Below are 23,449 nucleotides of genomic sequence, written 5' to 3'. Positions count from 1 at the left end.
GAGTATTCCCTAATTGAGTGAAACCTAATTGAGCCGAGCCTAAATGGCGCCGCCTGCAGGTTTCGGAGCGCCTGAATCGGCCGCCACCGGCGACTTCATCTCCCGCGCGACGAAATCCTCGATGGCGAACAGGTTCTCGCCCGCCCGGTCGACGATGGTGAGCAGGGTGGTCATGGAGGCGACCTCCTCGACCTGCTCCTTGAGGAACCACTGCATGAACTGCTCGCCGAGATAGTCGCCGGTGTCGCGGGCGGTGCGGGCGAGCTTGGTGATCTGGTCGGTGACCTGCCGCTCCTGCTCGAGCGCCAACTCGACGGGCGCGCGCACCGAGTCGAATTCGGTGACCACGGCGTCGATCCCGGGGATCGCGACCTCCAGGTCGTTGTCGATGAGGTACTGGATCATCATCATCGCGTGGTTGCGTTCTTCGTTGGCCTGCCCGTAGAAGCGCGCCGCCAGCTGCGGGAGGTCGTACCCGTCGAAGAACACCGCGACCGCGATGTACTGCTGCGAGGCGGTGAACTCGTTGCGCACCTGTTCGCTGAGGAGGTCGTGGAACTCGCTGCGCTGCCGGGAGTTGGTCATGGTCGTGAAGATTACCGGCGCGGACCTGTCCGCAGGGCTGCGCGACCCGCTCAGGGACCGGTCGTGATCAGGGACTCCGGGATTGGCCGATCCTCGGCAAGCGCGCCGAAGAACTCGGAGGCGCGTTCGCGGTCCCAGATCAGCACGTTGCCTGCGTCGACGTCCTCAAAGCCGGCGATCGGGACGGTGGTGGCGATCGGGCCGCCTCGCATCGCCCAGGCCAGCCCCGCGAGGTTCCACAGGTGGTCGTCCTCGTCCACCTGCACCGACTCCGCGGTCTTCGTCGCCATTGGCCAGAGCCGGAATGGGTTGATCAGGGTGCCGATGCTGGTCGACTTGTCCAACAGCGCCGACATGAACGCGCGCTGGTTCTTCATCCGGTCGAGGTCGGCGAGGGGGGTGGCCCGGGTCCGCACGAAGCCGAGCGCCTGGGCGCCGGTCAGGTCCTGGCAGCCGGGCTGCAGGTTGATGCCGGCGAGTGGGTCGTCGATGGGATATGGCACGCAGATGTTGATGCCGCCGAGGGCGTCGACGATGCCGGCGAACCCGCCGAACCCGATCTCCACATAGTGGTCCATCCGCAGCCCGGTCGCCTCCTCGACGGTCTGCACCAGCAGCTGGGGACCGCCGTCCTCACCGGAGAACGAGGAGTTGATCTTGTCCTTGCCCCAGCCGGGGATGGTCACGTATGAGTCGCGCGGGATGGAGACCATCGTGGACTTCCCGCTCTTGGGGATGTGCACGATGATGATCGTGTCGGTTCGCTTGGAGTCGAGCTCGCCGCCGGTGGCCAGCTCCTGCTCCTGCTCCGGGGTGAGCCCGGTGCGGCTGTCGGATCCGACCAGCAGCCAGTTGGTGCCCGGGGTGTCGCCGATCCGGCCGGGGTAGTCGGCGAGCGCGTCGATGCGGTTCAGCCCGCGGTCCAGGTAGACGACGGAGCCGCCGACGAGGACCAGCAGTGCCGCAAGGACGAGCCCGATTCGGCGGCCCCAGTTCGCCTTCCGGCGTGTCTTCGCCGGCCGGGGCGGCTGCGGGGGAGGCGCCGCTGGACCGGTTCGGCGGGGCGGCTGGACCGGAGGGCCGACGCGGTCGGCCTGCCTGCGGTACGGGTCGGCGTACGGCTCCGGTTTCTGGGGCGGTGCGTAGGGCGACCCGCCCTGGGGGCGGTGGGCCCTGGTCGGCTCCGTCGCGCCCGGGCGGACACCGTGTTGTGGCGACGGCTCGGGAGCCTGCGACCAGGCACGCGCGCCCTGCGTCGGCTCGGCTCGGCGACCGTCGCGGCGGATCACCTGGGTGCCCTCGGGGCCGGGGGGCATCGGCCTGCCCTGGCCCTGGGGCGGCGGCACACGCCGCGGAGGCATCGGCTGGCCCTGCCGCGGCGGTAGCGGACGGCCCTGCTGCGGGGGAATCGGACGGCCCTGTTGGGGCGGGACCGGACGGCCCTGCTGTGGGGGCACCGGACGGCCCTGCTGGGGTTGCGGTCCGCGCGGCGGCACACCGCGACCCTGCCGCGGATCGCGGGGGTCGCGGTACTGGGGATCCTCGCCGTTCACGGCTCGACTCTACTGGTCAGGGCAGCCAGGAGACGTGGCCACGTAGGGCGGTGTACCCGACGAAGGCGACCGCGTCGATCAGCCAGTGCGCGACGATCAGCGGCCACAGCCGGTTGGTCCGCTGCCAGTACCGGCCAAGGACGAGGCCCATCGCGACGTTGCCGATGCCGCCGCCGAGGCCCTGATAGAGGTGGTAGCTGCCGCGCAGCAGCGAGGAGGCCAGCAGCGACGAGTTCTCGCCCCAGCCGAGCCTGCGCAGCCGCGAGATCAGGTACGCGACGACCAGCACCTCCTCGGCGCCGGAGTTCGCGAGCGCCCACAGCAGCAACGCGGGCAGCCGCCACCAGTGCTCCTCGATGGTGCTCGGCAGCACGGTCAGGTTCGCGCCGACGGCGTTGGCGACCAGGTAGAGGGCGAGTCCGGGCAGTCCGATCAGCGCGGCCAGTCCCACGCCCGGCAGCACGTCGGCGCGGGCTCGCGGCCGGCCGAGCCCGATCTTCGCGGGGCCGAGGCCGCTGCGCCAGAGCAGGTACAGGCCGAGCGCGGACCAGGCGCAGAGCCTGACGATGCCGAGCAGCTGGCGGCCGAGGTCGATCCAGCCGTGCTCGGATCGGGAGGCGTTCAGTGCCACCGTCTGGTCGGCGAGTCCGCCGGGCGCGAGCGCGTCCTCGATGAGCGAGAGGATGCCGGACAGCCCGCTGAGCCCGAAGGTGACCAGCAGCACGATGGTGATCTCGAGCCACAGTGCGCGACGGCCAGCGGCGTCGAGCGGCGGTTCGGTCTGCGGGGGCGGGGTAGGCCGGAGCCAGGCGTCGAACCGGGTCACACCGGTGAGGGTATGCCGCGCGTCAGCGTTGGGCGCGCAGACCGTTCACGAAAGGGCAGCCCACGAGCAGGCGCAGGGCGCGGCTCAGCTCGGACACGTCGTCCACCGGCTGGGCGAAGGCCATCCGGACGTCGCTGTCGCCCGTCTCGCCCTCGATACGCAGCCGGATGCCGTAACGGTCGATGCCGAGCGGCCGGACGCGGCCGGTCCGCAGCGCCCGCGGCAGTCGGCCGGCGAGCTGGTCGACGAGTTCGCCGTGGTCGGACTCCAGGTGTTCGAGCCAGGGGCCCTCGACCTCCCAGAACGGGTCGGGGCGGGCGGCGAGCAGCGCGTCCACCGGCACCGGCTCCGCGCCGTGCGAATCGGCCACGACCGCCGAGTCAAGGATCAGTCGCAGCAGCGTGGTGGTGTGCCCGACGTCGAGCAACGCGGGGTCCGGGCGCTCGTCGGCGACGGCGGCCGCCAGCGCGCGGGAGGCCTCGGCGGGCACCGGGTGCAGGGCGCCGCGCAGCCAGACCAGCGACCGCACCGGTTCCCGCAGGGAGAGCGGGGTCAGGTCGGTGAGCTCGAGCACCGCTGGCAGCCCGGCTCGCCCCGCCTGCCAGGTCAGTGCGGTGGCCACCGAGTCGGTGCGGACGGTGAGCACGACGTCGCCGCAGGCCCGCAGGTGCTGAACGGAGACCTCGACAGGATCGCTGCCGTCGATGGCCAGCACCGCCTGCTGGGCTCGGGCGCAGGCGCTGCGGACCCGCTCCGCGGTCGACGGACCCTGGGTGGTTGTGGCAGCAGTCATGTGGCGCTCGCTTCGTTCGGTCGGGGCAACGGAGATGCCGATCACAGTAGGTTAGCCATGCCTAAGTTACGGCAGGACCTGATGGCCCGCAAGATCTCCGTACGCGGCGACTACGGTTGGGGCCGTGTCCACCCTGCTCACCCTTCATTCGCCGACGCCGAACGACCGGCAGCCGCCCTTCGCGGGCCTGCTCTCGCAGCGGTGCCCGGACGCGGCCGCGGTGTCGCGCAGGCGCCTCGGCGCGATCTTCGGTCCCCCGGTGCTGGCGGCGAGCGCACTCGGCTCGGGCTCGGGCTCGGGCGATTCCGTCGTCGTGTCGCTCGACGTCGCGCCCGACACCCTCGCGTCGGACGGGCCCGCGGTCGCACGCTTCGACCTCGACTGCAGCCTGGAACAGCTCGATGACGCCATCGAGCTGACGCAACCAGGGGAGTCGAACCCACACCCGCTGTCGGCACCCCTGGCGGTGTTCGTCGCCCCCGACGACGACTCGGAGGCCGGCTGGGCGGCCGAGGTCGCCACTCGGATCGCCGACGCGGGCGCGCATCCCGGACTGCGCGCGGGTCCGAGCCCCGACGAGGTGGCCGACTTCCTGGCCGTCCTCGCGCACTCCGATGCGGGCTTCGTGGCCAGGGCGACCTCAGGGGCGGAGGCGCTGGCGATCCTCGCGGCCACGGTTGCGGCCCTGCGCGGGGACGACGTCCGGACCGCGTTCGTCACCCCGGACCCGAGCCGGGTCGCCGGGCTGAACCAGGACGCCGCCGAGGCGCTTCGCACGGTGCTGCTGAGCATCGAGGTCGACGACGCCGAGGAGGCGGAGCGTCACCTGGCGGCACACGGAATCACGGCCACCGCTGCGCCCTGAACCCCGGCTCGTATCGCGGCAGGTGAGTAACCTTGTCGTGTGCCTCGTATCGCCTACTTCGGACCGTCCGGAACGTTCACCGAGATGGCCCTCGCCCAGATGGAATCGGGTGGGGCCTTCGACGGTCCGGTGGAGCGAGTGTCCGCCCCCAGCCCGCCTGCCGCGCTCGCGCTCGTCCGGGAGGGTCGCGTCGACGGCGCTGTCGTCCCGATCGAGAGCTCGGTCGAGGGGCCGGTGCCCCCGACCCTCGACGCGCTGGCGTCCGACGAGCGGCTACAGATCGTCGCGGAAACCGAACTGGACGTGAGTTTTACGATCCTCGGTCGCGCCGGGACCACCCTCGACCAGGTGCGCACCATCCGCGCGTACCCCGTCGCGGGCGCGCAGGTGCGCATGTGGATCGAGCGCAAGCTCCCGGACGCCGTGGTCCAGTCTGCGTCCTCCAATGCCGGTGCGGCGGAGGATGTCGCGGCGGGGATCGCCGATGCCGCTGTGTCCACCGCGCTGGCCGGTGAACGACTGGGGCTCAGCGTTCTCGCCGATTCGGTGGCCGACTTCGACGGCGCGCGAACGCGTTTCGTCCTCGTGACGCGCCCGGCTCCGGTTCCCGCGGCCACCGGCGCTGACCGCACCGCGGTGGTTCTGCAGCTCAACAACGAACCCGGTTCCCTCGTGAGTGCGATGGCGGAGTTCTCCACCCGCGGAATCGATCTCACCCGGATCGAATCCCGGCCGACCCGTATCGAGTTCGGCACGTACAGGTTCTTCCTGGACTGCATCGGGCACCTCGAGGACACCGCGGTGGCCGAGGCGCTCAAGGCCCTGCATCGCAAGCACGACGTGCGTTTCCTCGGTTCGTGGCCTGCCGCGACCCCCGGCGGGGTGCGGCCGCCGTCGGACGAGGAGGCGACAGAGTGGTTGCGCCGGATACGGTCCGGCGAATCGGACGGGAGGTGACGGCATGGGCAAGCTGATCCTGGTTCGCCACGGCCAGACCGAGGCGAACGTCGAGCGGCGGCTGGACACCCGGCTGCCGGGGGCCCGGCTCACCGAGTTCGGGGAGAGTCAGGCCCAGGCCTTCGGGCTCTCGGTGGCAGGAAGGGTGCCGCGCGCCCTGGTGGCCTCGCCTGCGTTGCGGGCGAGGCAGACCGCTCAGTTCGTCGAGCGGGAATCGGGCATCGCGACTCAGGTGCGTGAGGGCATCCACGAGGCGCAGGCCGGGGAGTTGGAGGACCGCTCGGACCGCGAGTCGCACGAGCTGTTCATGAAGGTCTACCACTCCTGGCACGCCGGGGACCTCGGTGTGCGGGTGCCGGGCGGTGAGTCCGGGTACGACATCCTCGAGCGCTACGTGCCGGTGCTGAGTTCGTTGCGCGAGGAGTTCCTCGAGGATTCGGTGGACGACGCCGCCGAGCCGGGTTCGGGCGACGTGCTGGTGGTCAGCCACGGCGCCGCGATCCGCCTGGTCGCGGCGCACCTCGCGGGCATCAACGGCGTCTTCTCCGCGAACACGCACCTGGACAACACCCAGACCGTGGAGCTGGTGCCCACCGCGGACGGTGGCTGGCGATGCGTGCGGTGGGGGTTGCTGGTGCCGCCCTTCGAACCCTTCGCCAGCGCCGGGCCCGACGACCCGATGGGCTGACGCGGTGCCCGAGTCCGATCGTGTGGACAAGCGCACCCTGCGGTACGCCGGCCGGCGGGACGAGCTGCTCGCGGCGGTGACCGAGTACGTGATCGCCAATGGGGTCGGGGAGTTGTCGATGCGCCCGCTGGCGAAGGCGGTCGGGGTGTCGCATGCGTCGCTGCTGCACCACTTCGGCAGCAAGGAGAACCTGCTCGCCGAGGTGATCGAGGGGATGCGGGGGGAGTCGATCCCCGCGGAGTTGCTGGCCGAGTCGGGTGCCGATCCGATCGCCCTGCTCACCGCCTGGTGGGACGCGCGGACGGCGCCCGAGACGCTGCCGCGGTTCCGGGTGATGCTCGAGATCTACGTGCAGGCCCTGCTCGATCCGGCAGGGCACGAGCGCTTTCTCGAGCACTTCGTCGGCCAGTGGCTGGCCGTCCTCGAGCACGGCCTGCGCGGGGCCGGCTGCCCGGACGCGCAGGTGCCGCAGCTGGCCACCCTGATCCTCGCCCAGATCAGGGGCCTGTCGATGGACCTGCTCGCCACCGGTGACCGCCCGCGGGTGGACCGGGCATTCGCGTTCCTCGTCGACGATCTCGATGCGCGGGTCCGCGGCTGGAAGATTGCTTGACCGATCGGTAGGTCTAACTTTATGGTCTGTGTGCCCGGCGCTGAATGTGACCGGGCGCACTGCCGTGAGGAGAGAGTGATGACCCACCGACTTCGTACCGCCCTTGTGGCTGCGGGCGTGACTCTGGTCGCCGCCACGTGGGCCGTGTCGCCGGCCGCGGCCGTCGCCGGCGAGGCCGAGGCCCCGGGCTCCGTCGTGAGCAGCGAGGAACTGCCGCGTGATCGCTGGCTGCCCGGCACCGCGTCGTCGTCGCTGCTGACGTACTGGTCCAAGGGCCCGCAGGACAAGCCGATGCTCAGCACCGGAGCCGTCTACCTGCCCGAGGGGACGCCACCCGAGGGCGGTTGGCCCGTCATCTCCTACGCGCACGGCACCACCGGGGTCGCGGACCAGTGCGCGCCCAGCGTCAATCCGCCGACCGAGCGTGCGTTGACCCATCTCGGCCATTGGCTGGCCCAGGGCTACGCGGTGGTGGCGACCGACTATGTCGGGCTCGGTACCCCCGGCGTGCATCCCTACCTGGACGGGCGCTCGGCCGCGCACAGCGTGATCGACATGGTGCGGGCCGCCCGCGCGGTCACGCCCGAGCTGTCGACGAAGTGGGTCGCCACCGGGCAGTCGCAGGGCGGTCACGCGACGCTGTTCACCGCGAACATCGCCACCCGCTATGCCCCGGAGCTGGACTACCGAGGGGCGGTGACGACCGGTGCGCCCTCGAATATCGAGATGGCGCTGCCGCTGGGCGGCCCGGCGTTCCCGAAGCTGCCGCTCAAGGGCACCACGGTGTACATCGCCAACGTGCTCGACGGGCTCCGGGCGGCACGGCCGGACGTCGACATCGACTCCTACCTCAGCCCCCTCGGTCGCAGCATTCTCGCCGATGTGGAGACCTCGATCTGCTATGTCGACGCGCGCACCAAGTACGCCGACGTCGGGATCGGGCAGCTGCTCTCGCGCTCGGTGGACACCCCCGAGTTCATGGACGCGGTCCGCTCGATCCTCACCGTGCCCACGAGCGGGTATGACCGCCCGCTGCTCATCGCACAGGGTCAGCAGGACATGGACGTCCCGATCCCGCTGACGCTGAAGCTGGTCGCCGATCTGACCGCGAACGGGGTGGAGTTCGCGTTCCGCACCTACCCGACCGATCACGGCGGCACGGTGGCCGCCTCGGTGCCGGACAGCACCCCGTTCATCGCGAAGCTGTTCGCCGGCGAGAAGCCATGCATGGGGAGCTCCTGCTAGGTAACCGATCGCCGCAACGCATTGCTTGGAACGTAACCGAGCGGGGCGCCACCGAATCACGGCGGCGCCCCGTGGCGTTGGGGTGGGGCGCGGCGCCGTGTCGACCGGTCGGTGATGTGGCCGATCGGGATTCACCTCGTAGCCTTGTATAGATGCGTCCGGAGCGCATCGGCCACGATCTCGGGATTCTCGAGCATCGGAATGTGGCCGACGCCCGGGAGGGTGACTTCCTCGACGTGGTCGGGGAGTTCATCGATCAGCCGCTGCATGCAGGTCGCGCGTGTGAGGAAGGTGTCGAATTCCGACAAGATCAATGAGGTAGGCACTGAGACGTTTTCGAGTCCGGTAAGGGGCCCGTCGCGCAGGAATGCCAACTGGATCGGCATGTAGACCGGGCAGTGGGACACCGCGCGGATGACATCGGCCGCGTCCTCGGGGCTGACGTTCGACATATCCCGACTGCATTTGCGAAGGATCGGGCGTTGAAAGAAGCCACGAGTCGCGGCCCGATCGCCGAGCAGTCGCGAGGTCACGGCCAGTGGGTACTTCAGGGATACTTCAGTTCCCAGGCGAAACTCGGTGTAGGAGAATCTCTTCCATCCTCCACCGGGATTGATCGGGGCGAGAGACCTTGCGCGACCGCGGCGTTCGAGCTCGAACCCCACTAGCCCGCCGAGCGAATTGCCCGAAATGTGGCAGGTGTCCCAGCCGATGGCGTCGAGCTCGCGCTCGATTCCATCGGCGATGCCCCGGACCCCGAGGTCGCGAAGTCGGAGTCGAGGGCCGCCCCAATGACCAGGCATCGTCAGTGCAAGCACATCGAAATCACTGGAGAGATTGTCCACCACGCCGTGCCACCCGTGATGGGACAACGTGAAACCGTGCAAAAGCAGCACAGGCTCGCCTGATCCCGCGCGGCTCAATGGTGTGACCATTGTGCTCCCCTGATTTCGCGGCCTCTTCATCAATAACATCCGTACTCCCGGATGTCGAGGGCAGGCAGGAACTTGTTCACGGCGCAGGGCACCGCCGACGCCTCCCATTTCTGGGTGGTGTCGGGCGGTGCCCTGTGGGTTTGCCACTAGGCGGCGAAGGGGAGTTGGTTGCGCCGGTTGTGTGCCGGCATGGGTTTTCGTTGGGGGTCGATCCAGGTGGGTGGGGTGAACCAGGGGTGGCCGTCGTCGCCGATCGATACGGTCCAGTCGCCGCGGTGGATGGTGGTGTGGTGGAAGCGGCAGAGCAGTACCAGGTTTGACAGGTTGGTTGGTCCGCCGTTGGACCAGTGCTGAATATGGTGGCCTTCGGTCCAGGCGGCGGGCCGTCCGCAGCCGGGGAAGGCGCAGCCGCAGTCACGGGAGTTGAGGGCGCGGCGGAGTTTGCGGGGGATCAGGCGCGTGGTGCGTCCGACGTCGATCGGGTTGCCGTCGGAGTCCATGGTGATGGGGGTGATGTCGGCGTCGCAGGAGATCTGGGCGGCGAGATCGAGGGAGATCGGCCCCAACCAGGGCATCCAAGCCGGCCCGCGCCGACGACCGCGGTGATGGCCCTTTTCGTGATGGTGGTGCTGGTCGGTGGTGGCGGCGAGGTCGTCGGCGTCGACGAAGACGTTGATGTGGGGTCGTTCGCCGCCTTCGACGGGCGCCTGCGCGGAGTCCAGATATGAGCGCACGATGTGGGTGAGGGCGTCGGCTCGGCGTTGGGCTGGTTTGCGTTGGTCTTTGCTGGTTTGTCCGTCGCGGTTGTCGGCTCCGGGGCGCGGTTTGGACAGCGCGGACAAGGCAGTCAGCAGGGCTTCGCCGGAGGCGGCGTCGAGGTGTCCCTTGAGGTGGACGCGGCCCCCGAGTCCGGGCGAGGCGTGGAATTCGTTGAGTTCCGCGTTCTCGGAGTCGGGGTTCTTCTTGTCGCCGTTGAGGATCAGTTCGAGTGCCTTGGCTCGGCGGGCGAGGACCGTGGAGTCTTCGGTGCGGGCTGCGTAGAGCAGGTAGCGGGCGCAGGCCTCGGTTCGGGTGGCGTCGGTTCCGACGATGTCGAACACATTCTCAGCATCACCGTCACCGGAAGCGTCACTGTCGGTATCAGTCGCGGTGTTGTCGGAGCGGGCGGGGGCGTCACCGTCGGGCACCTTGTTCAGGAGTTCGACGATCACCCGGATCTGGTCGTAATCGGTTTCTCCGGCGTCGAACGCGGCGGCTACCTCCGGATGCTTGGCCAGTTCCCGTCCGAGTCTGACGATCTTGTTCGCCTGGCCGGGCGTCATGGTGGTCGCGCCGGCGAGCCAGTTGCCGGGGGACGAGGCCCCGACCTGTTCGGCCACGCACCGTTGATCGACCTGATGCATCAGGCGCACGCGCAGTGCCTCGAGCTGCCGCATCCGCAGCGAGAGTTCGGGAATCAGCTGAAGGAGTTCGGCGTCGGCGAGCTGCCACGCGGCCACATCCTGTGGCGCGGTGAGCATCTCGTCGAGATCCATGTTCGAAGTCTAATCGAACATACGTTCTACCGCAAGGGTTCGAGCGCTATTGCCAATCAAGCCTGAGTTTCAGCCCTGCGGGAAGACTCGCCTGTGATCACGGGCGATCTGACGGCAACCGTCAGCATCACGGTTCCCCAGATCACTTCGAACACCATGACGGTCACCTGATACCAAAAGGGCGCCGCACCAGGCGAGTTCAGTTGCATCCAGTCGTTCAGCCCGTGCAAGAAGGCCAGGGGCCAGATCGAGCCGACGACCAGCCTGCCGGCCCCGAGGACGAACCCGTACACGGCACTCACCAGCACCTGCCACGCGGTCTCATCGAGTGATTGCCCGAAGAAGAGGAAGTTGCCGACGTGCCAGAGGCCGAAGATCAGGGCCACGGTGAGCACGCTGCGCCACTTGCCCGACGGTGCGGCCAGGCCGAGGGGAATCCCCCTGGACGCCAACTCCTCGGACACCCCGACCGCGAGCAGGCCCACCGCAGCACTGGCCAGATAGCCGAGTGTCCCTGTGATTCCCGGAGTCGAGCCCTTGCCAATGAATGCATAAGACAATGCGATGGCCAGCAAGGGCAGCAACCACAGGTGGCTGCGCGGGCCCGAACCCGCGCGAATCCCTGCCCTGCCGAGGCCTCTGTCGTTACCCGCCTGGGGGCCGATCAGTCCGAGGCTCCAGGCGCCCGCGAGAACCACGGTTCCGGCCAGCGCATTTGTCACCAGCACCCCGAGGTGCGGGAACCACTGCGGCTGCAGGACCGGCAACGGAAGCGCGCCGAAGCCGTATGCCACGGTCGGCCATGCCGCCATCAGCGCGACCGCGAGCCCTAATCGCCGACCATTCGTCATCGGTTGCCGTGCTCCGGGTTGGAGTTCGCGACCGGTGTCGGAAATGGTCACTGCTGCATCCCTCTCCTCAGGCGGCGAGAACGCGGCCGGCTCCCGATCTTCGTGAACGGTGGCACTGGGAGATGAACGGCCGTACACCAATTCCGGAACGATGGGCAAACGCGCCAGCGGCCACCGGCTACTCGGCGGACGCGCCGCGGTCCTGCGGCAGATAGCCGCCGAGAAATGCTCGGACACCGTCCTCGACGATGTCACGTATCTCGGCGTCGTCGAATGGAGCGGAACCGCTGGCGGAGCGCTGCTGCACCTCGGTGCCGACCAGGGCCAGGAAGTGCTGCGCCATGCGCTCGGATCGGGCCGGGCGCAGTAGGCCCTGCGTCTGAAGCCGCTCGAAACCCCTTGCCAACTCACGATGGACGCGCCGGGGACCCGCCTCCTGCCAGGCCTCCAGCGACGCCTGGGGGAAGTGCGCCGCCTCCGAGTTGATCTGTCGGACCATCGCGAAATGGTCTGCGAACTCCGCCTGTACTGGGCTGATCACCAGATCGAACCCGAGGGCGACGAGGTCTTCCTGTAGGTCGGTGACGTTGTCGAGGTGTCGGCCCACCGTCGCGATGTGGGCCGCGGAGACCCCGGTGGCGCTGTCGGTGACGGTCTCGGTGAACAGCGCCTCCTTGCCGCCGAAATGGTTGTACAGAGTCCGGGTGGAGACGCCGGCCTCGGCCGCGATCGTGTCGATGCTCGCCCGCGCGTAGCCGTCGCGGCCGAACACCTTGCGTGCCGCCCGCAGGATCGCGTTGCGCTTCTCGGTGGACCCGCCCCTGGGTCGGGGGCCCGTCGCGTCTGGGCTGCTCATGCTGCTGATCCTAGCAAATTTACAACGACCGTTTTACATAGTGCAACGATCGTTGTACCTTTGCCGCTATGACCACGACACGCGAAGCCTCCCGGGAAGTCCTCGAGCCCACCGGCGGACGGATCACGCTCGGCGTCGTTCTGCTGGGCGCCGTCATCGGGCCGATGTTGATGTCGGGGACGACCGTTGCCCTGCCCGAGATCGGTGCCGATCTGAACGCCTCCGGCGGCCCCCTGCAGTGGGTTGTCACGGGCTACTTCCTCTCGGCCGCGTGCTTCATGCTCGTCGCGGGGTCACTGGCAGACCTGCTCGGCAGGCGCCGGGTGCTGCGTGTCGGCGCACTCGTCTACGTCGCCGGGACCGCCTCGGTGGCCGCCGCGCCGAACATCTGGATCGTCGACGTGGCGCGCACCGTCTCCGGGGTCGGCGCCGCCGGGATCATGGCGGCTGGGGGCGCGCTGCTCGCCGCCACCTTCGACGGGCCGGCCAGGACGCGGGCCTTCGCTGCCGTCGGCACGGCGGCGGGCGTCGGCCTGGCCGTCGGTCCTACCATCGCGGGCCTGCTGATCGGCGGACTCGGCTGGCGGGCAACGTTTTCTGTCTTCGCGATCCTCGGATCGGTGATACTCATCGGCACCGCCTTCGCGAGCGAGTCCCGGTCGGACGCGGACGTACGCATCGATTGGCGTGGCGCGGTCACGTTCATCGCCGGCCTCGGGCTCGTCATGCTCGCGATCACGCAGCTGCCCGGCGCGGCCTCCCTCAGCCCCCTGCTTCTGGCCCAGTTCGCGGCGGGCGTGGTGTTGCTGATCGCATTCGTCCTGATCGAGAAGCGAGCGGCGCACCCCCTGCTTGATCTCGATCTGTTGCGGGACAAGCAATTTGCCGCTTGGTGCCTGGCCTGCGCCAGCCTCGCCCTCGGCTCGACGGCCGTGCTCGTCACGCTGCCGACCTACCTTCAGGGCGTGAACGGCATCTCGCCGGGCCGCGCCGGTGCGGTGATGCTGATGCTCACGGTCCCGATCATCGCGGTCCCCTCGCTCGGTGCCCGACTGGTCAACGGCGGGGCGTCGCCGCGCCTGGTGATCACCACGGCGTTGGCCGCGATGGCCCTCGGCAATGCCTGGCTGCTGGTGCTGCACCCGGGGATCTCCGCCGCGGGGCTCCTCGGTCCCCTCGTCACCATTGGCGTAGGCGCAGGCCTGGCCATCGGCATCATCGATGCGAGGGCCATGGCGCTCGTGCCACCGGATCGGGTCGGCATGGCCTCGGGCCTGCTCAACACTGTGCGAGGCGGTTCCAATGCCGTCCTCCTGGCGCTGGTCGGCGCAGTGATGGTCTCGCTCCTGAGCGTGTCCCTCGGTGATAACGCTCTGGCGCAACAGGTTTCATCCGGAAACCTGAGTGGCCCCGATCCCGCCCTGCTCGCCGACTCACTCACCACCGTCTGGCGATTCACCCTCGTCGGCATCGCGGCTCTCTGTGCGGCATCCGCCGCGACCGTCGCCGTGCTGCTCCGTCCCGCCCCGTCCCATCCCACCAAGGAGAACTGATCATGACCCGACCCCTTCGCCTCGTCGTCATCACCGGCAGCACCCGCGACGGCCGCTTCGGTCCGACGGTGACGAGCTGGTTCACCGGCCTCGCCTCGTCGGTCTCGGCGATGGACCTCGACGTCGTCGACCTCGCAGACATCGAATTGCCTGTGGCGCACCCGGCCTGGGGTGCCCAGCCGAGTGCGTCGGTCGCGGCCCTCGGGGCGCGTCTCGACGTGGCCGACGCCTTCGTCGTCGTCACCCCCGAGTACAACCACAGCTTTCCCGCGGTGTTGAAGAACGCCATCGATCTGTTCCGTGAGGAGTGGCGGGCCAAGCCGGTCGGATTCGTGTCGTACGGCGGCCAGGGCGGCGGGCTGCGCGCCGTCGAGCAGTTGCGCCTCGTCTTCGCCGAACTCCACGCAACGAGCGTGCGCGACAGCGTCAGCTTCCATGGCGCAGCGTCGGTGTTCGACGGTGGCAGGCCGGTCGACCCGGCGATCAGCCACTCGGCGGGCGCGAACATGCTCGAACAGCTCGAATGGTGGGGGTCAGCCCTGCGCTCGGCACGCGAGGCCCGGCCCTACGCCGAGGCGGCCTGACGCATGCGCCCCGCCGAATCGGCGGGGCGCATGCGGGTTTCTGTTGCAGTGGGCCGGTATTCGCCGGAACCCGTCAGCTGACGGCGCCGACCAGAACGTCGATGGCCTGACGGAACCGCGCATCGCTGCCCGCGCTCAGGGTGGACCAGGCCACCCCGTCGGCCGAGACGCTCGAGGTGCCGACGATCCGGCCCCTGTCGGTGTCGAACACCGTCACGGGACCGCCGATCGGTTCGACCTTGCCGTCGCCGTGCCGGATCGCGACGATCTCGGCGCGCTCCCGGCAGCAGGCCAGCGCGGCGGAGACCGTCACGACATCCTGGTCGGCGACTCCGAGCGCGGCAAGCCGTCGCGCGGTGGACCTGGCGTCGGCGCAGTCCGCCAACGCGGCGACCAGCTGCTCGGTCGGCGCGTTGATCACTCCGAGGTCGACCGGCGCCTGCCGTCCGATCGCGTCGAGCATCAGTTCCCCGGCGGGATGCTCCGCGCGCTGCAGCACATACGAGTCGGGCCCGCGGAGGGCGAGCACCGATCCGGTCGGTCCGTGGGCGAGGCAGAGCCGGGAGATCTCCTCGGCAGGAGCGGAGCCTGCGGAGCGACCATCCGAAGGCACATACCACCGCAGCGCCACCTCCCAGTACGGACGAGCCAGCACCTGCAGCCATTCGGCGACGTCCGGGTGCACCGCGCCCGCCTCGAGGAGCCCGCGCTCGGCGAGGGACACCCGGGCGGTGTCGAAGGCGGCGTCCCTCGCGGCCACCGAGTCGAACCGTGCCGTCGCGTTCAACACCACCGGCAGCTCGTCGATGCCGAGGACGTTGACCAGCAGGTCCAGCTCGTCGAGGCCGAGCGTGACCGACTCCAACCGGGACGGCGCGGAAAGGGTGCCCGAGTCGATCACCGCTCGTACTCCTGGGGATCCGCGCCGAGGACCGCGGGGATGACGACGCGGCCGTCGCTGAAGTGCTCGAAGTTCTTCAGGTATGCGGGGGTGTGGTGTTCCTCGTCGTCCTGCCCGCCGCCTGCCGCGCCGCCCATCATCGGGGCGCCGAGCTGGCCACCGCGCGGACCGGCCGCCATGGCCGCCTCCGCGCGTGCGGTTCCGGACGCGAACACCTCCGAGGCGCCCGGCACACCCGTGACCCCGCCGCCGAGGCCGCCACCGGCGCCGCGTCCCCAACCCTCGGGCAGCGTGGCGCGCCCGGCGCCACCGCCGCCGAAGCCGCCCGCGCCGCCGCGGCCCATGCCACCGGCCGAGGTCATGGTGCGGGTGGCGCCCGACCCCGACCCCGAGCCCGAACGGCCGCCCGTGCCGGCACCCGCCGTCGGACTCGCGGCGAAGCCGCCGAACGACTGGCCGGAGCCACCGCCGGTGATCGCGGACACCGCGGCGGGAGCGAGCGAGGTCGCGGTCGAGGTGACGGTGCTGAATCCGGCGCCTGCGATCGAGCCGGCCTGCGAGGCGGCGCTGACCACGGCCGGGTTCTGCGCCTGCGCCATCACCGCGGCCATCGCTGCGCCCGCCGGGTTGGTCCGCCAGTCGATGTCGTCCTTGTTCGTGGGCACCGCCTCCTGCGTGCCCGCGCCAGGGGCCTGCGCGCCGGTCGCCAACGGCGGCGGCGGGGTGAAGCTCTGCGGCACCGAGACCGCGGTCGAGGCGGCCTCGTAACTCTCCATGACCAGCGCCGCCCGCAGATCCATCGCCCGGTCGGCGGCCTCCGCGGCGGCGCCTGCACCGGCCAGCGAGCCCCCGACGGTGTGCGCCACCACCTTCGCGGTCTTGACGGCCGCGATCTCGGGCAGGCTCGGCATGGTGATCCGGGCCACCGAGTGTGTGCTGGCCGCGGCGGCCGCCTTGGCCGCCGTCGTCGTCGCCATCGCCGTGGACTCCTCGGTCCAGGCGGTGAACGGGATGAGCTTGGCGAGGGCGGCATCGGAGGCGAGCCCCTCCCAGCCCACCCGCAGCTCACCCATCACCTTGGTCATGGTCGCGGACGCGTCCAGCAGGCCGGCCGAGATGTTCGTCCAGGCGACGCCCGCCGCGGACAGCTGTACAGGCCCGACTCCCGCGTTGAGGGCGGTCGAGTTCCAGGTGGCCCCGCGAGGCATCCAGACGACGCCGGTGAATCCCATGGTCATATCGGTGTCTCCTCAGATCCGGTGTCGGACGCTCACATGCCCGCGGCGAGCGAGGCGCCAAGGGAATGGTCCTGGTTCTCGTACTCGGCGGCGTGCTTGCGCAGGGTTTCGGCGGCGACCCGCAGCTCGGCGACGCCGGTGGCGGCGGACGGCAGGAAGCTGTCGGCGACCGAGTTGAACGAGTTGGCGACCATGACCGAGACCTCTTCGGTGCCCGCGGGCGCCAGGTGCAGCGCAGGCGCGTTGACCCGGACCGTGGCCTCCAGGCGCGCCGCGAGGGCATCGAGCTGCGTCGCGGCGGAGATCAGGGCTTCGGGAGCGACATACACATGGCCTGACATGGTCGCGGCCTCCTTGAGGGCTCGGCGGAGCGGGGCCCGCGGGGCGATCCGCAGACACCGAGATTGGTCGTCAAGAGGTTGGACGCGGCGCGCGCCCGACCGGTTCCCACCAATTTCGCCGACCGCGCCCGCTACCCCCAGCCGAGCTGGTGCAGGCGCTCTTCCTCGATGCCGAAATAGTGCGCGACCTCATGGATCACCGTGATCGCGACTTCCTCGATCACCTGTTCCTCGGAATCGCAGACGTCGAGGAGGGCCTCGCGGTAGATGGTGATGGTGTCCGGCAGCGAACCGCCGTAGTGGCTGTCGCGTTCGGTCAGCGCGATGCCGTGATAGAGCCCGAGCAGTCCGGGTTCCTCGGGATCGCGGTCCTCCACCAGCACCACGACGTTGTCAATCGCGCGGGCGAGTTCGGCCGGGATGAGGTCAAGCGCCTCGGAGACCAGCTCCTCGAAGCGGGCCTCGGTCATCTGCACGGTCACGTCAATTGCCCGCGCCCGGCAGCGGAACGGGCAGCGAACGGCCCTCGGGAACCGGCGGCGGCGGAATCGGCGGGGCACCGTTGATCAAGATGTCGCCCTTGGCCGAGTTGACGATCGAGGCGAACCCGCCGGTGTCGAGCTCCTTGCCGACCGAGCAGGTGACCTTCCGGCTGCCCGCCAGCCAGCTGGTCAGATCGATGTTGTCCCAGAACAGGGTGAGGGTCTTGTTCCGCAGCGCGTCCGGCGAGCCGAGGAACTCGTTCGACGCCTGCGTGCACGTCTCCTCGAGGTATTTGTCCTGGTCCGGGATGTCCGGGAAGCCGCCAGTGAACTTGGCGCCGAGGTCGACCAGCGAGATCACCTCGAAGGCGTGCGGGTCCGTGCAGGGGACCGGGTCCGTGGGGACGTTCTGGTTGATGCCGATGCAGGTGCCTGCGTCCCAGGTCTTCGACTGGTCCTGCCCGGCCACCGTCCCGTAGATCGGTTGCGGGTTGCCGGTCGTACCCGAGTACTGCAGACCGCAGCGCAGCGTGCGTTCCCCGGCCGCCCAGCCTGCGACCCCGGGGTTGATCAGGCCGACGCTGAACTTGCCGTTCGGATCGAACTTGGCACCGAGGTACTCGTTGACCGCGGGGGTGCAGTGCTCGTCGCGGAGCTGGGAGAACCGGAGCACGCCCGGGAACTTCGATCCGGGGCCGAACTCGGTGCCGGGGAAGTTGCTCAGGTCCACCTCGGAGGCGACCTCGAACAGGTGCTCTGAAGAGCAGTCCACCTTCTCCAGGTCGCTGGCGTCGTCCTCGGTCCAGGTCAGACAGTCGCCCGCATGGGCGGTGCCGAACGCGCTGCCCGACACCGCGCCGGTCGACATCGGGCCGCCGGTGTTGGCGTGCGTGCTGAGGTCGTTCTCGCTCTTGAAGCCTCCGGAGAAGACCGCGGTCGCGATGGCGGCGATGATCGCGCCGAGCGCGATCGCGGCCAGTGCGCGCCGGGTCATGGTCGCCGACAGATGGTGTCCGGGCTTGTCCGCCGAAGGGGTGCCCGAGTCGCGGGTCGCCTCGGTGTCGAGGCGCGCGTCGTCGCCCCGCCCGGAGGCGTCGCGTTCGTTGGCGTGTTCGTCGGACATCTCGTCCATCATGCCCGTTGGTCGCGCCGATGCCGAACCTTCCCCTGCACGCGTTGAGGGCCGTGCCCACGTACCAAGTAAGGTTTGTGGTCGTGATTGACCTCAAGTTCCTGCGCGAGAATCCCGACGTCGTCCGCGAGTCACAGCGCACCAGGGGCGAGGACCCGGCCCTGGTCGACGCGCTGCTGGCGGCCGACGAGGCCCGCCGCGCCGCGGTGCTGGCCGGCGACAACCTCCGGGCGGAGCAGAAGGCGCTCGGCAAGAAGGTCGGGCAGGCCTCCGCGGAGGAGCGGCCCGCGCTGCTCGCCGGGTCGAAGGAACTGGCTCAGAAGGTCAAGGACGCGGAGGCCGCGCAGCACGAGGCGGACGCCGCGCTCGATGCCGCGGCCCGCGCCATCTCGAACATCGTGCAGGAGGGTGCACCGGCGGGCGGCGAGGACGACTTCATCACCCTCGACACCGTCGGCGAGCTCCCGTCCTTCGACTTCGAGCCCAAGGATCATCTCGAGCTCAGCGAGTCGCTCGGCCTGATCGACATGGAGCGCGGCGCCAAGGTGTCCGGCGCGCGCTTCTACTTCATGACCGGCTACGGCGCGCTGCTGCAGCTCGGCCTGCTACAGCTGGCCGCGCAGAAGGCGACCGCGAACGGCTTCACCCTGATGATCCCGCCGGTGCTGGTGCGGCCGGAGATCATGCAGGGCACCGGGTTCCTCGGCCAGCACTCCGAGGAGGTGTACCACCTGGAGCAGGACGACCTGTACCTCGTCGGCACCTCCGAGGTCCCGCTCGCCGGATACCACTCCAGCGAGATCATCGACCTGAGCGAGGGGCCGAAGCGGTACGCGGGCTGGTCGTCCTGCTTCCGCCGTGAGGCGGGCAGCCACGGCAAGGACACCCGCGGCATCATCCGCGTGCACCAGTTCGACAAGGTGGAGATGTTCACCTACTGCAAGCCGGAGGATGCCGACGCCGAGCATCAGCGGCTGCTCGCCTGGGAGCGCGAGATGCTCGCGGCCATCGAGGTGCCGTACCGGGTGATCGACGTCGCGGGCGGCGACCTCGGTTCGTCCGCGGCGCGCAAGTTCGACTGCGAGGCATGGGTTCCGACCCAGCAGGCCTACCGCGAGCTGTCGTCGACCTCGAACTGCACGACCTTCCAGGCCCGCAGGCTCGGCACCCGCTACCGGGACGAGAACGGCAAGCCGCAGACCGCCGCGACCCTCAACGGCACGCTGGCGACCACCCGCTGGATCGTCGCGATCCTGGAGAACCATCAGCAGGCCGACGGCAGCGTCACCGTGCCCGTCGCGCTGCAGCCTTTCGTGGGCACGGACGTCCTGCGTCCCTGACGCCACCCGGTCGCGAACGACATCGGCGGGCCTACACCTCACAGAGGTGCAGGCCCGCCGATGTCGTCGTGCAGGTGACTAGTCGATCCGGAAGATCGTCCGGTGCCAATCCTTCCGCGGTTCGCGGGAGAGGTCGAACATGACGTGCTTGATCGAGGTGTACTCCTCGAACGAGTACGAGGACATGTCCTTCCCGAATCCGGACTGCTTGACCCCGCCGTGAGGCATCTCGCTGATGATGGGGATGTGGTCGTTGACCCAGACACAGCCGGCCACGATCTCCCGGGTGGCGCGGAGGCCGCGGTGCAGGTCGTTGGTCCATGCCGACGCGGCCAGCCCGTACGGGGTGTCGTTGGCCAGCGCGATGGCCTCGTCGTCATCGCGGAACGGCGTCACTGTCAGGACGGGACCGAATACCTCGTCGCGGTAGATCTCGCTGTCGGTGCCAGCGCCGACGACGAGCGTCGGGTGGTAGTAGGCGCCCGCGGCCAAGTTGCCCTCGCCTGCGCGGCCACCGGTGACGATCGTCGCGTAGCCGCGCGCACGCTCGACCATCGCAGCGACCTTGTCGCGATGCGCGAACGAGCTCAGCGGCCCCATGTCCGTCGCGTCCTCCGCGGTCGGCCCGAGGGTCACCGACTCGTACAGCTCGGCGACACCGGCGACGAACCGGTCGATGATCGATTCGTGGACGATCGCCCGGGTCGCCGCCGTGCAGTCCTGTCCGCCGTTGATCAGGCTGCCGGCCACCGCGCCGTGGACGGCTGCTTCGAGATCGGCGTCGTCGAAGACCACGAAGGGGGCCTTGCCGCCCAGTTCGAGATGGACACGCTTGGCGTTGGAGGTGGCGGCCTCCATGACGGACCGACCCACCGCGGTCGAGCCGGTGAACGAGATCATGTCGACATCGGTGTGCCGAGCCAGCGCCGCGCCCGCCTCCCGGCCATCGCCGACGACGATGTTGACAACGCCGTCCGGAACGCCCGCGGTGGTCAGGGCCTCGGCGAGGACCAGCGCGGTCAGGGGCGTGATCTCGGCGGGCTTGAGGACAACGGTGTTGCCTGCGGCGATCGCCGGGAAGATCTTCCAGACCGCCATCTGCAGCGGGTAGTTCCACGGCGCGATCGATCCGACGACACCGAGCGGCTCGCGTCGGATGCTCGAGGTGTGGGTGGGGGAGTACTCGCCGGTGGCCTTGCCCTCGAGTATGCGTGCCGCCCCGGCGAAGAACTCGACGTTGTCGATCGATCCGGGGACGTCGAACTCGCGGGCGAGACGAATCGGTTTGCCGCACTGGCGGCTCTCCAGTTCTGCGAGTTCGTCCTGCCGCTCGCGAAGGACCTCGGCCGTCCGGAGCAGGAGGGCGGACCGTTCCGCGGGTGTGGTGCGGGACCAGGCTCCGAACGCGCGACGTGCCGCTGCGACGGCCAGGTCGACGTCCTCTGCACTGGCGAGCGCGACAGTGGCGATCTCCTCGCCGGTCGAGGGGTCGATCACGCGTTGGGTGCGACCGGAGGTGCCGTCTCGGCGGCTGCCGTCGATGTACTGATGCATCCTGATCAACTTTCGTCGTGGTGGGTCCGGGCGGACGGTGACCTCGATCCTCGAAATCGTCGGCGTCACACCGAGGTTCAGGTGATGTAGACCTTGCGGAGGGTATCGCGGACGGTCCACACGGTGCGTTGTCCGGCCAGCAGCCGGACCAGCGCTCCGGGGTAGAGATCGATCGCGGGAGAGCCGTCGTCGAAGGTGATGGTGGCATCACCGGCGAGAACGACGAAGACCTCGTCGGCCTCCACATCGCGGGAGGTCCCCGGGGTGTGCTCCCACACCCCGATCGTGAGGTCCGAGAGGGTGGTCAGCTTCCGGTGCGCGGTGGTCGGCGTCCCGTCGATGACGAGTTCAGTCGCCAGTGCCGTGTGATCGAGTGTCAGCGAACCGGGGTTGAAGCTCTGCTCCAGCGCCCAGGCGCCCAGATCTGTGGGTGTCATGGTTGGCCTTCTGTGGATTGGTTCAGGAGTCGAATCCCAGGCCGAGCTTGTCGAGCAGTTTCAGCCATAGGTTGCGGGTGCCGCGCTCGTCCTCGCGGGCCATGGACCATCGTGTCGCCTGCACGCCGAGGTAGCGCACCGGTTCCGGGGGGAAGGGGATCGCCTGTCGCCGAGTCATCGCCAGTTCGGTTCGGGGCGTCTTCTCGCCGGACAGCCGGTCGAGCATGATCTGGGCGCCGAACCGGGTTGCGGTGACACCGAGGCCGGTGAACCCGATCGCGTAGGCGACGCGCCCGCCGAAGGCGCTGCCGGAGGTGAGGCAGAAGCGCGTGGACGAGTCGATGACCCCACCCCACGCATGGCTGAACCGGACATGCGACAGCTGGGGGTAGGTGGCACTGAAGTTCTCGGCGAGGCGGGCATAGGTCTGCGGCCGGTCGAGCAGCTCCGCGTCCCGGCGCGATCCGTAGTGGTAGATCGCGTCGTAGCCACCCCACAGGATGCGGTTGTCCGCGGTCTTGCGGTAATAGTGGAACTGGTTGCTGGCGTCCGTGAGCCCGAACTCCTGCGTCCAGCCGATCGCCTCGAAGTCGTTGTCCGACAACGGTTCGGTGACGAGGGCATAGTCGTAGACCGGGATCGCGGTGGTCGACAGACGTCGTAGCAGCGGCTTGAACGCGTTGGTTCCCAACGCGACCCTCGCCGCGTCGATCCGGCCCATCGGGGTGGTGGCCGCGACGTCACCGTCGGAACCGCGGTCGAGCGAAGAGACCGGGGTGTTCTCGTAGATCTCCACGCCGAGTTCGAGGCATGCTCGGCGCAGGCCGAGGACCAGCTTGTAGGGGTCGACGAGGGAGTAGTCGGGCAGGTAGAGGCCACCGAGATAGGCGGGCGAGGTCGTCCACTCGCCGACCTCCGACGTCGGGATGAACCGTGACTGTTCGCCGTACTTCCCGCTCATCTCCGAGTACTTACGGAGACCCTCGAGTTCCCATGGGGTCCGGGCGAAGCTGACCTTGCCGGGACGGCTGTAGTCGGCATCGATCCCGTACCGCTCGAGGGTGTCCTCGATCCCGGCCAGGTTCTCCAGGCCCATCTGATGCAGCGTCGCCGCCTCGGAAGGCCAGCGCTGCACCCCGTTTGCGAGCCCATGGGTGATGCTCGGAGAGCAGAAGCCACCGTTCCGCCCGCTCGCGGCGTGCCCGACCGTGCTGCCCTCGACCAGCACCACACGCTGATCGGGGTCGGCCTCCTTGGCCAGGAGCGCTGTCCACAGGCCGGTGTACCCGCCGCCCACCACCAGCAGATCGGTCGAGATGGTTGCATCGAGCGCCGGGAGGGGTGCCGGAGCGGACGTCACGTCGAACCAGTACGGCGACTGGCTCACCCCGCTCAACGTCGACGGGCTGGTGGTGGGCATGCGGAGGCCTTTCTTCTTGCGTGTGAGATCCGTGCTGGGGGTCAGCGGCCCAGGTGGATGACGCCGGTGCGGAGGTCGGACATGTCGAGGAGGGTGTGTTTGCCGCCGATGCGGCCCCAGCCGGTGCCTTTGCCGCCGGCTCCGCCGAAGGGCATGTTGATGTCC

The 23,449-nt window shown here is 69.4% G+C and carries 24 protein-coding genes; 8 read left to right on the top strand and 16 right to left on the bottom strand.

Features of this window, described 5'->3' with window-relative positions:
• Nucleotides 1-39 precede the first annotated feature (39 nt).
• The 4 genes from FCG67_RS24685 to FCG67_RS24665 form a co-directional block, all read right to left on the bottom strand.
• A complete protein-coding gene (locus FCG67_RS24685; RefSeq protein WP_281282359.1) occupies nt 40-597 on the bottom strand; it encodes a ferritin in 558 nt (185 codons plus the stop codon).
• A gap of 38 nt (nt 598-635) precedes the next feature.
• Complete coding sequence (locus FCG67_RS24680) at nt 636-1,901, bottom strand: LCP family protein (protein ID WP_169310610.1); 1,266 nt, start codon at nt 1,899-1,901, stop codon at nt 636-638.
• A 253-nt stretch (nt 1,902-2,154) separates the two neighbouring features.
• Nucleotides 2,155-2,964: a CPBP family intramembrane glutamic endopeptidase gene (locus FCG67_RS24670; protein ID WP_136912209.1), complete on the bottom strand. Its 810-nt coding sequence runs from the start codon at nt 2,962-2,964 to the stop codon at nt 2,155-2,157.
• Nucleotides 2,965-2,986: 22 nt separating this feature from the next.
• Nucleotides 2,987-3,757: a DUF2470 domain-containing protein gene (locus FCG67_RS24665; protein ID WP_136912208.1), complete on the bottom strand. Its 771-nt coding sequence runs from the start codon at nt 3,755-3,757 to the stop codon at nt 2,987-2,989.
• A gap of 124 nt (nt 3,758-3,881) precedes the next feature.
• Here FCG67_RS24665 and FCG67_RS24660 point away from each other — a divergent pair, with 124 nt between their 5' ends.
• The 5 genes from FCG67_RS24660 (at nt 3,882) to FCG67_RS24640 (ending at nt 8,125) form a co-directional block, all read left to right on the top strand.
• Entirely contained in the window at nt 3,882-4,622 is a 741-nt protein-coding gene (locus FCG67_RS24660) for a hypothetical protein (protein WP_246045272.1), read from the top strand.
• Nucleotides 4,623-4,661: 39 nt separating this feature from the next.
• Nucleotides 4,662-5,579, top strand: coding sequence for a prephenate dehydratase (gene pheA, locus FCG67_RS24655; RefSeq protein ID WP_136912207.1), 918 nt, complete (start codon nt 4,662-4,664; stop codon nt 5,577-5,579).
• A 4-nt stretch (nt 5,580-5,583) separates the two neighbouring features.
• On the top strand, nt 5,584-6,267 hold the full coding sequence (locus FCG67_RS24650; RefSeq protein ID WP_136912206.1) for a histidine phosphatase family protein: 684 nt from the start codon (nt 5,584-5,586) through the stop codon (nt 6,265-6,267).
• 4 nt (nt 6,268-6,271) lie between these two features.
• Nucleotides 6,272-6,880 (top strand): TetR/AcrR family transcriptional regulator, encoded by a 609-nt coding sequence (locus FCG67_RS24645; RefSeq protein WP_136912205.1) that lies wholly within the window; start codon nt 6,272-6,274, stop codon nt 6,878-6,880.
• A 78-nt stretch (nt 6,881-6,958) separates the two neighbouring features.
• Nucleotides 6,959-8,125, top strand: a complete 1,167-nt coding sequence (locus FCG67_RS24640; RefSeq protein WP_136912204.1) for a lipase family protein — start codon at nt 6,959-6,961, stop codon at nt 8,123-8,125.
• A gap of 131 nt (nt 8,126-8,256) precedes the next feature.
• Here FCG67_RS24640 and FCG67_RS24635 read toward each other — a convergent pair whose 3' ends face one another.
• The 4 genes from FCG67_RS24635 to FCG67_RS24620 form a co-directional block, all read right to left on the bottom strand.
• The gene (locus FCG67_RS24635) at nt 8,257-9,060 is read right to left on the bottom strand and encodes an alpha/beta fold hydrolase (RefSeq protein ID WP_136912203.1); all 804 of its coding nucleotides are present in this window, start codon (nt 9,058-9,060) and stop codon (nt 8,257-8,259) included.
• 146 nt (nt 9,061-9,206) lie between these two features.
• A complete protein-coding gene (locus tag FCG67_RS24630) occupies nt 9,207-10,595 on the bottom strand; it encodes an HNH endonuclease signature motif containing protein (RefSeq protein ID WP_136912202.1) in 1,389 nt (462 codons plus the stop codon).
• Between the two features lie 56 nt (nt 10,596-10,651).
• Nucleotides 10,652-11,497, bottom strand: a complete 846-nt coding sequence (locus FCG67_RS24625; RefSeq protein WP_136912201.1) for a CPBP family intramembrane glutamic endopeptidase — start codon at nt 11,495-11,497, stop codon at nt 10,652-10,654.
• A gap of 127 nt (nt 11,498-11,624) precedes the next feature.
• Nucleotides 11,625-12,302, bottom strand: coding sequence for a TetR/AcrR family transcriptional regulator (locus FCG67_RS24620; protein WP_136912200.1), 678 nt, complete (start codon nt 12,300-12,302; stop codon nt 11,625-11,627).
• A gap of 68 nt (nt 12,303-12,370) precedes the next feature.
• On the opposite strand from FCG67_RS24620, the gene FCG67_RS24615 reads away from it, so the two are divergent.
• Both FCG67_RS24615 and FCG67_RS24610 read left to right on the top strand, forming a co-directional pair.
• Nucleotides 12,371-13,855, top strand: a complete 1,485-nt coding sequence (locus FCG67_RS24615) for an MFS transporter (RefSeq protein WP_136912199.1) — start codon at nt 12,371-12,373, stop codon at nt 13,853-13,855.
• Between the two features lie 2 nt (nt 13,856-13,857).
• A complete protein-coding gene (locus FCG67_RS24610; protein WP_136912198.1) occupies nt 13,858-14,439 on the top strand; it encodes an NADPH-dependent FMN reductase in 582 nt (193 codons plus the stop codon).
• A gap of 73 nt (nt 14,440-14,512) precedes the next feature.
• Here FCG67_RS24610 and FCG67_RS24605 read toward each other — a convergent pair whose 3' ends face one another.
• The 5 genes from FCG67_RS24605 to FCG67_RS24585 all read right to left on the bottom strand — a co-directional run bounded on the left by FCG67_RS24605 (nt 14,513) and on the right by FCG67_RS24585 (nt 18,395).
• Entirely contained in the window at nt 14,513-15,340 is an 828-nt protein-coding gene (locus tag FCG67_RS24605) for an ESX secretion-associated protein EspG (protein ID WP_136912197.1), read from the bottom strand.
• Complete coding sequence (locus tag FCG67_RS24600) at nt 15,337-16,578, bottom strand: PPE domain-containing protein (RefSeq protein WP_136912196.1); 1,242 nt, start codon at nt 16,576-16,578, stop codon at nt 15,337-15,339. Before FCG67_RS24600 ends, FCG67_RS24605 begins: the two co-directional genes overlap by 4 nt.
• A 32-nt stretch (nt 16,579-16,610) precedes the next feature.
• Complete coding sequence (locus tag FCG67_RS24595; RefSeq protein ID WP_077043247.1) at nt 16,611-16,919, bottom strand: PE family protein; 309 nt, start codon at nt 16,917-16,919, stop codon at nt 16,611-16,613.
• A gap of 131 nt (nt 16,920-17,050) precedes the next feature.
• Complete coding sequence (locus FCG67_RS24590) at nt 17,051-17,401, bottom strand: metallopeptidase family protein (RefSeq protein ID WP_077043246.1); 351 nt, start codon at nt 17,399-17,401, stop codon at nt 17,051-17,053.
• A gap of 1 nt (nt 17,402) precedes the next feature.
• A complete protein-coding gene (locus tag FCG67_RS24585; protein ID WP_246045273.1) occupies nt 17,403-18,395 on the bottom strand; it encodes a septum formation family protein in 993 nt (330 codons plus the stop codon).
• A 221-nt stretch (nt 18,396-18,616) separates the two neighbouring features.
• Between FCG67_RS24585 and serS the strand changes: the two genes are divergently transcribed.
• Nucleotides 18,617-19,873 carry a serine--tRNA ligase gene (serS, locus tag FCG67_RS24580; RefSeq protein WP_136912194.1) on the top strand — a complete coding sequence of 419 codons (1,257 nt, stop codon included), beginning with the start codon at nt 18,617-18,619 and terminating at the stop codon, nt 19,871-19,873.
• Between the two features lie 78 nt (nt 19,874-19,951).
• Here the strand turns inward: serS and FCG67_RS24575 are convergent, their stop codons facing one another.
• The 3 genes from FCG67_RS24575 to FCG67_RS24565 all read right to left on the bottom strand — a co-directional run bounded on the left by FCG67_RS24575 (nt 19,952) and on the right by FCG67_RS24565 (nt 23,284).
• Entirely contained in the window at nt 19,952-21,427 is a 1,476-nt protein-coding gene (locus FCG67_RS24575) for a gamma-aminobutyraldehyde dehydrogenase (RefSeq protein ID WP_136912193.1), read from the bottom strand.
• Nucleotides 21,428-21,504: 77 nt separating this feature from the next.
• Nucleotides 21,505-21,864: a cupin domain-containing protein gene (locus FCG67_RS24570; protein ID WP_136912192.1), complete on the bottom strand. Its 360-nt coding sequence runs from the start codon at nt 21,862-21,864 to the stop codon at nt 21,505-21,507.
• A gap of 22 nt (nt 21,865-21,886) precedes the next feature.
• Nucleotides 21,887-23,284 carry an NAD(P)/FAD-dependent oxidoreductase gene (locus FCG67_RS24565; protein WP_136912191.1) on the bottom strand — a complete coding sequence of 466 codons (1,398 nt, stop codon included), beginning with the start codon at nt 23,282-23,284 and terminating at the stop codon, nt 21,887-21,889.
• Nucleotides 23,285-23,449: the final 165 nt, after the last annotated feature.

This window comes from Rhodococcus oryzae (assembly GCF_005049235.1).
Classification (GTDB): Bacteria; Actinomycetota; Actinomycetes; order Mycobacteriales; family Mycobacteriaceae; genus Rhodococcus_G; species Rhodococcus_G oryzae.
This window is presented reverse-complemented; position numbering and strand designations above follow the sequence as displayed.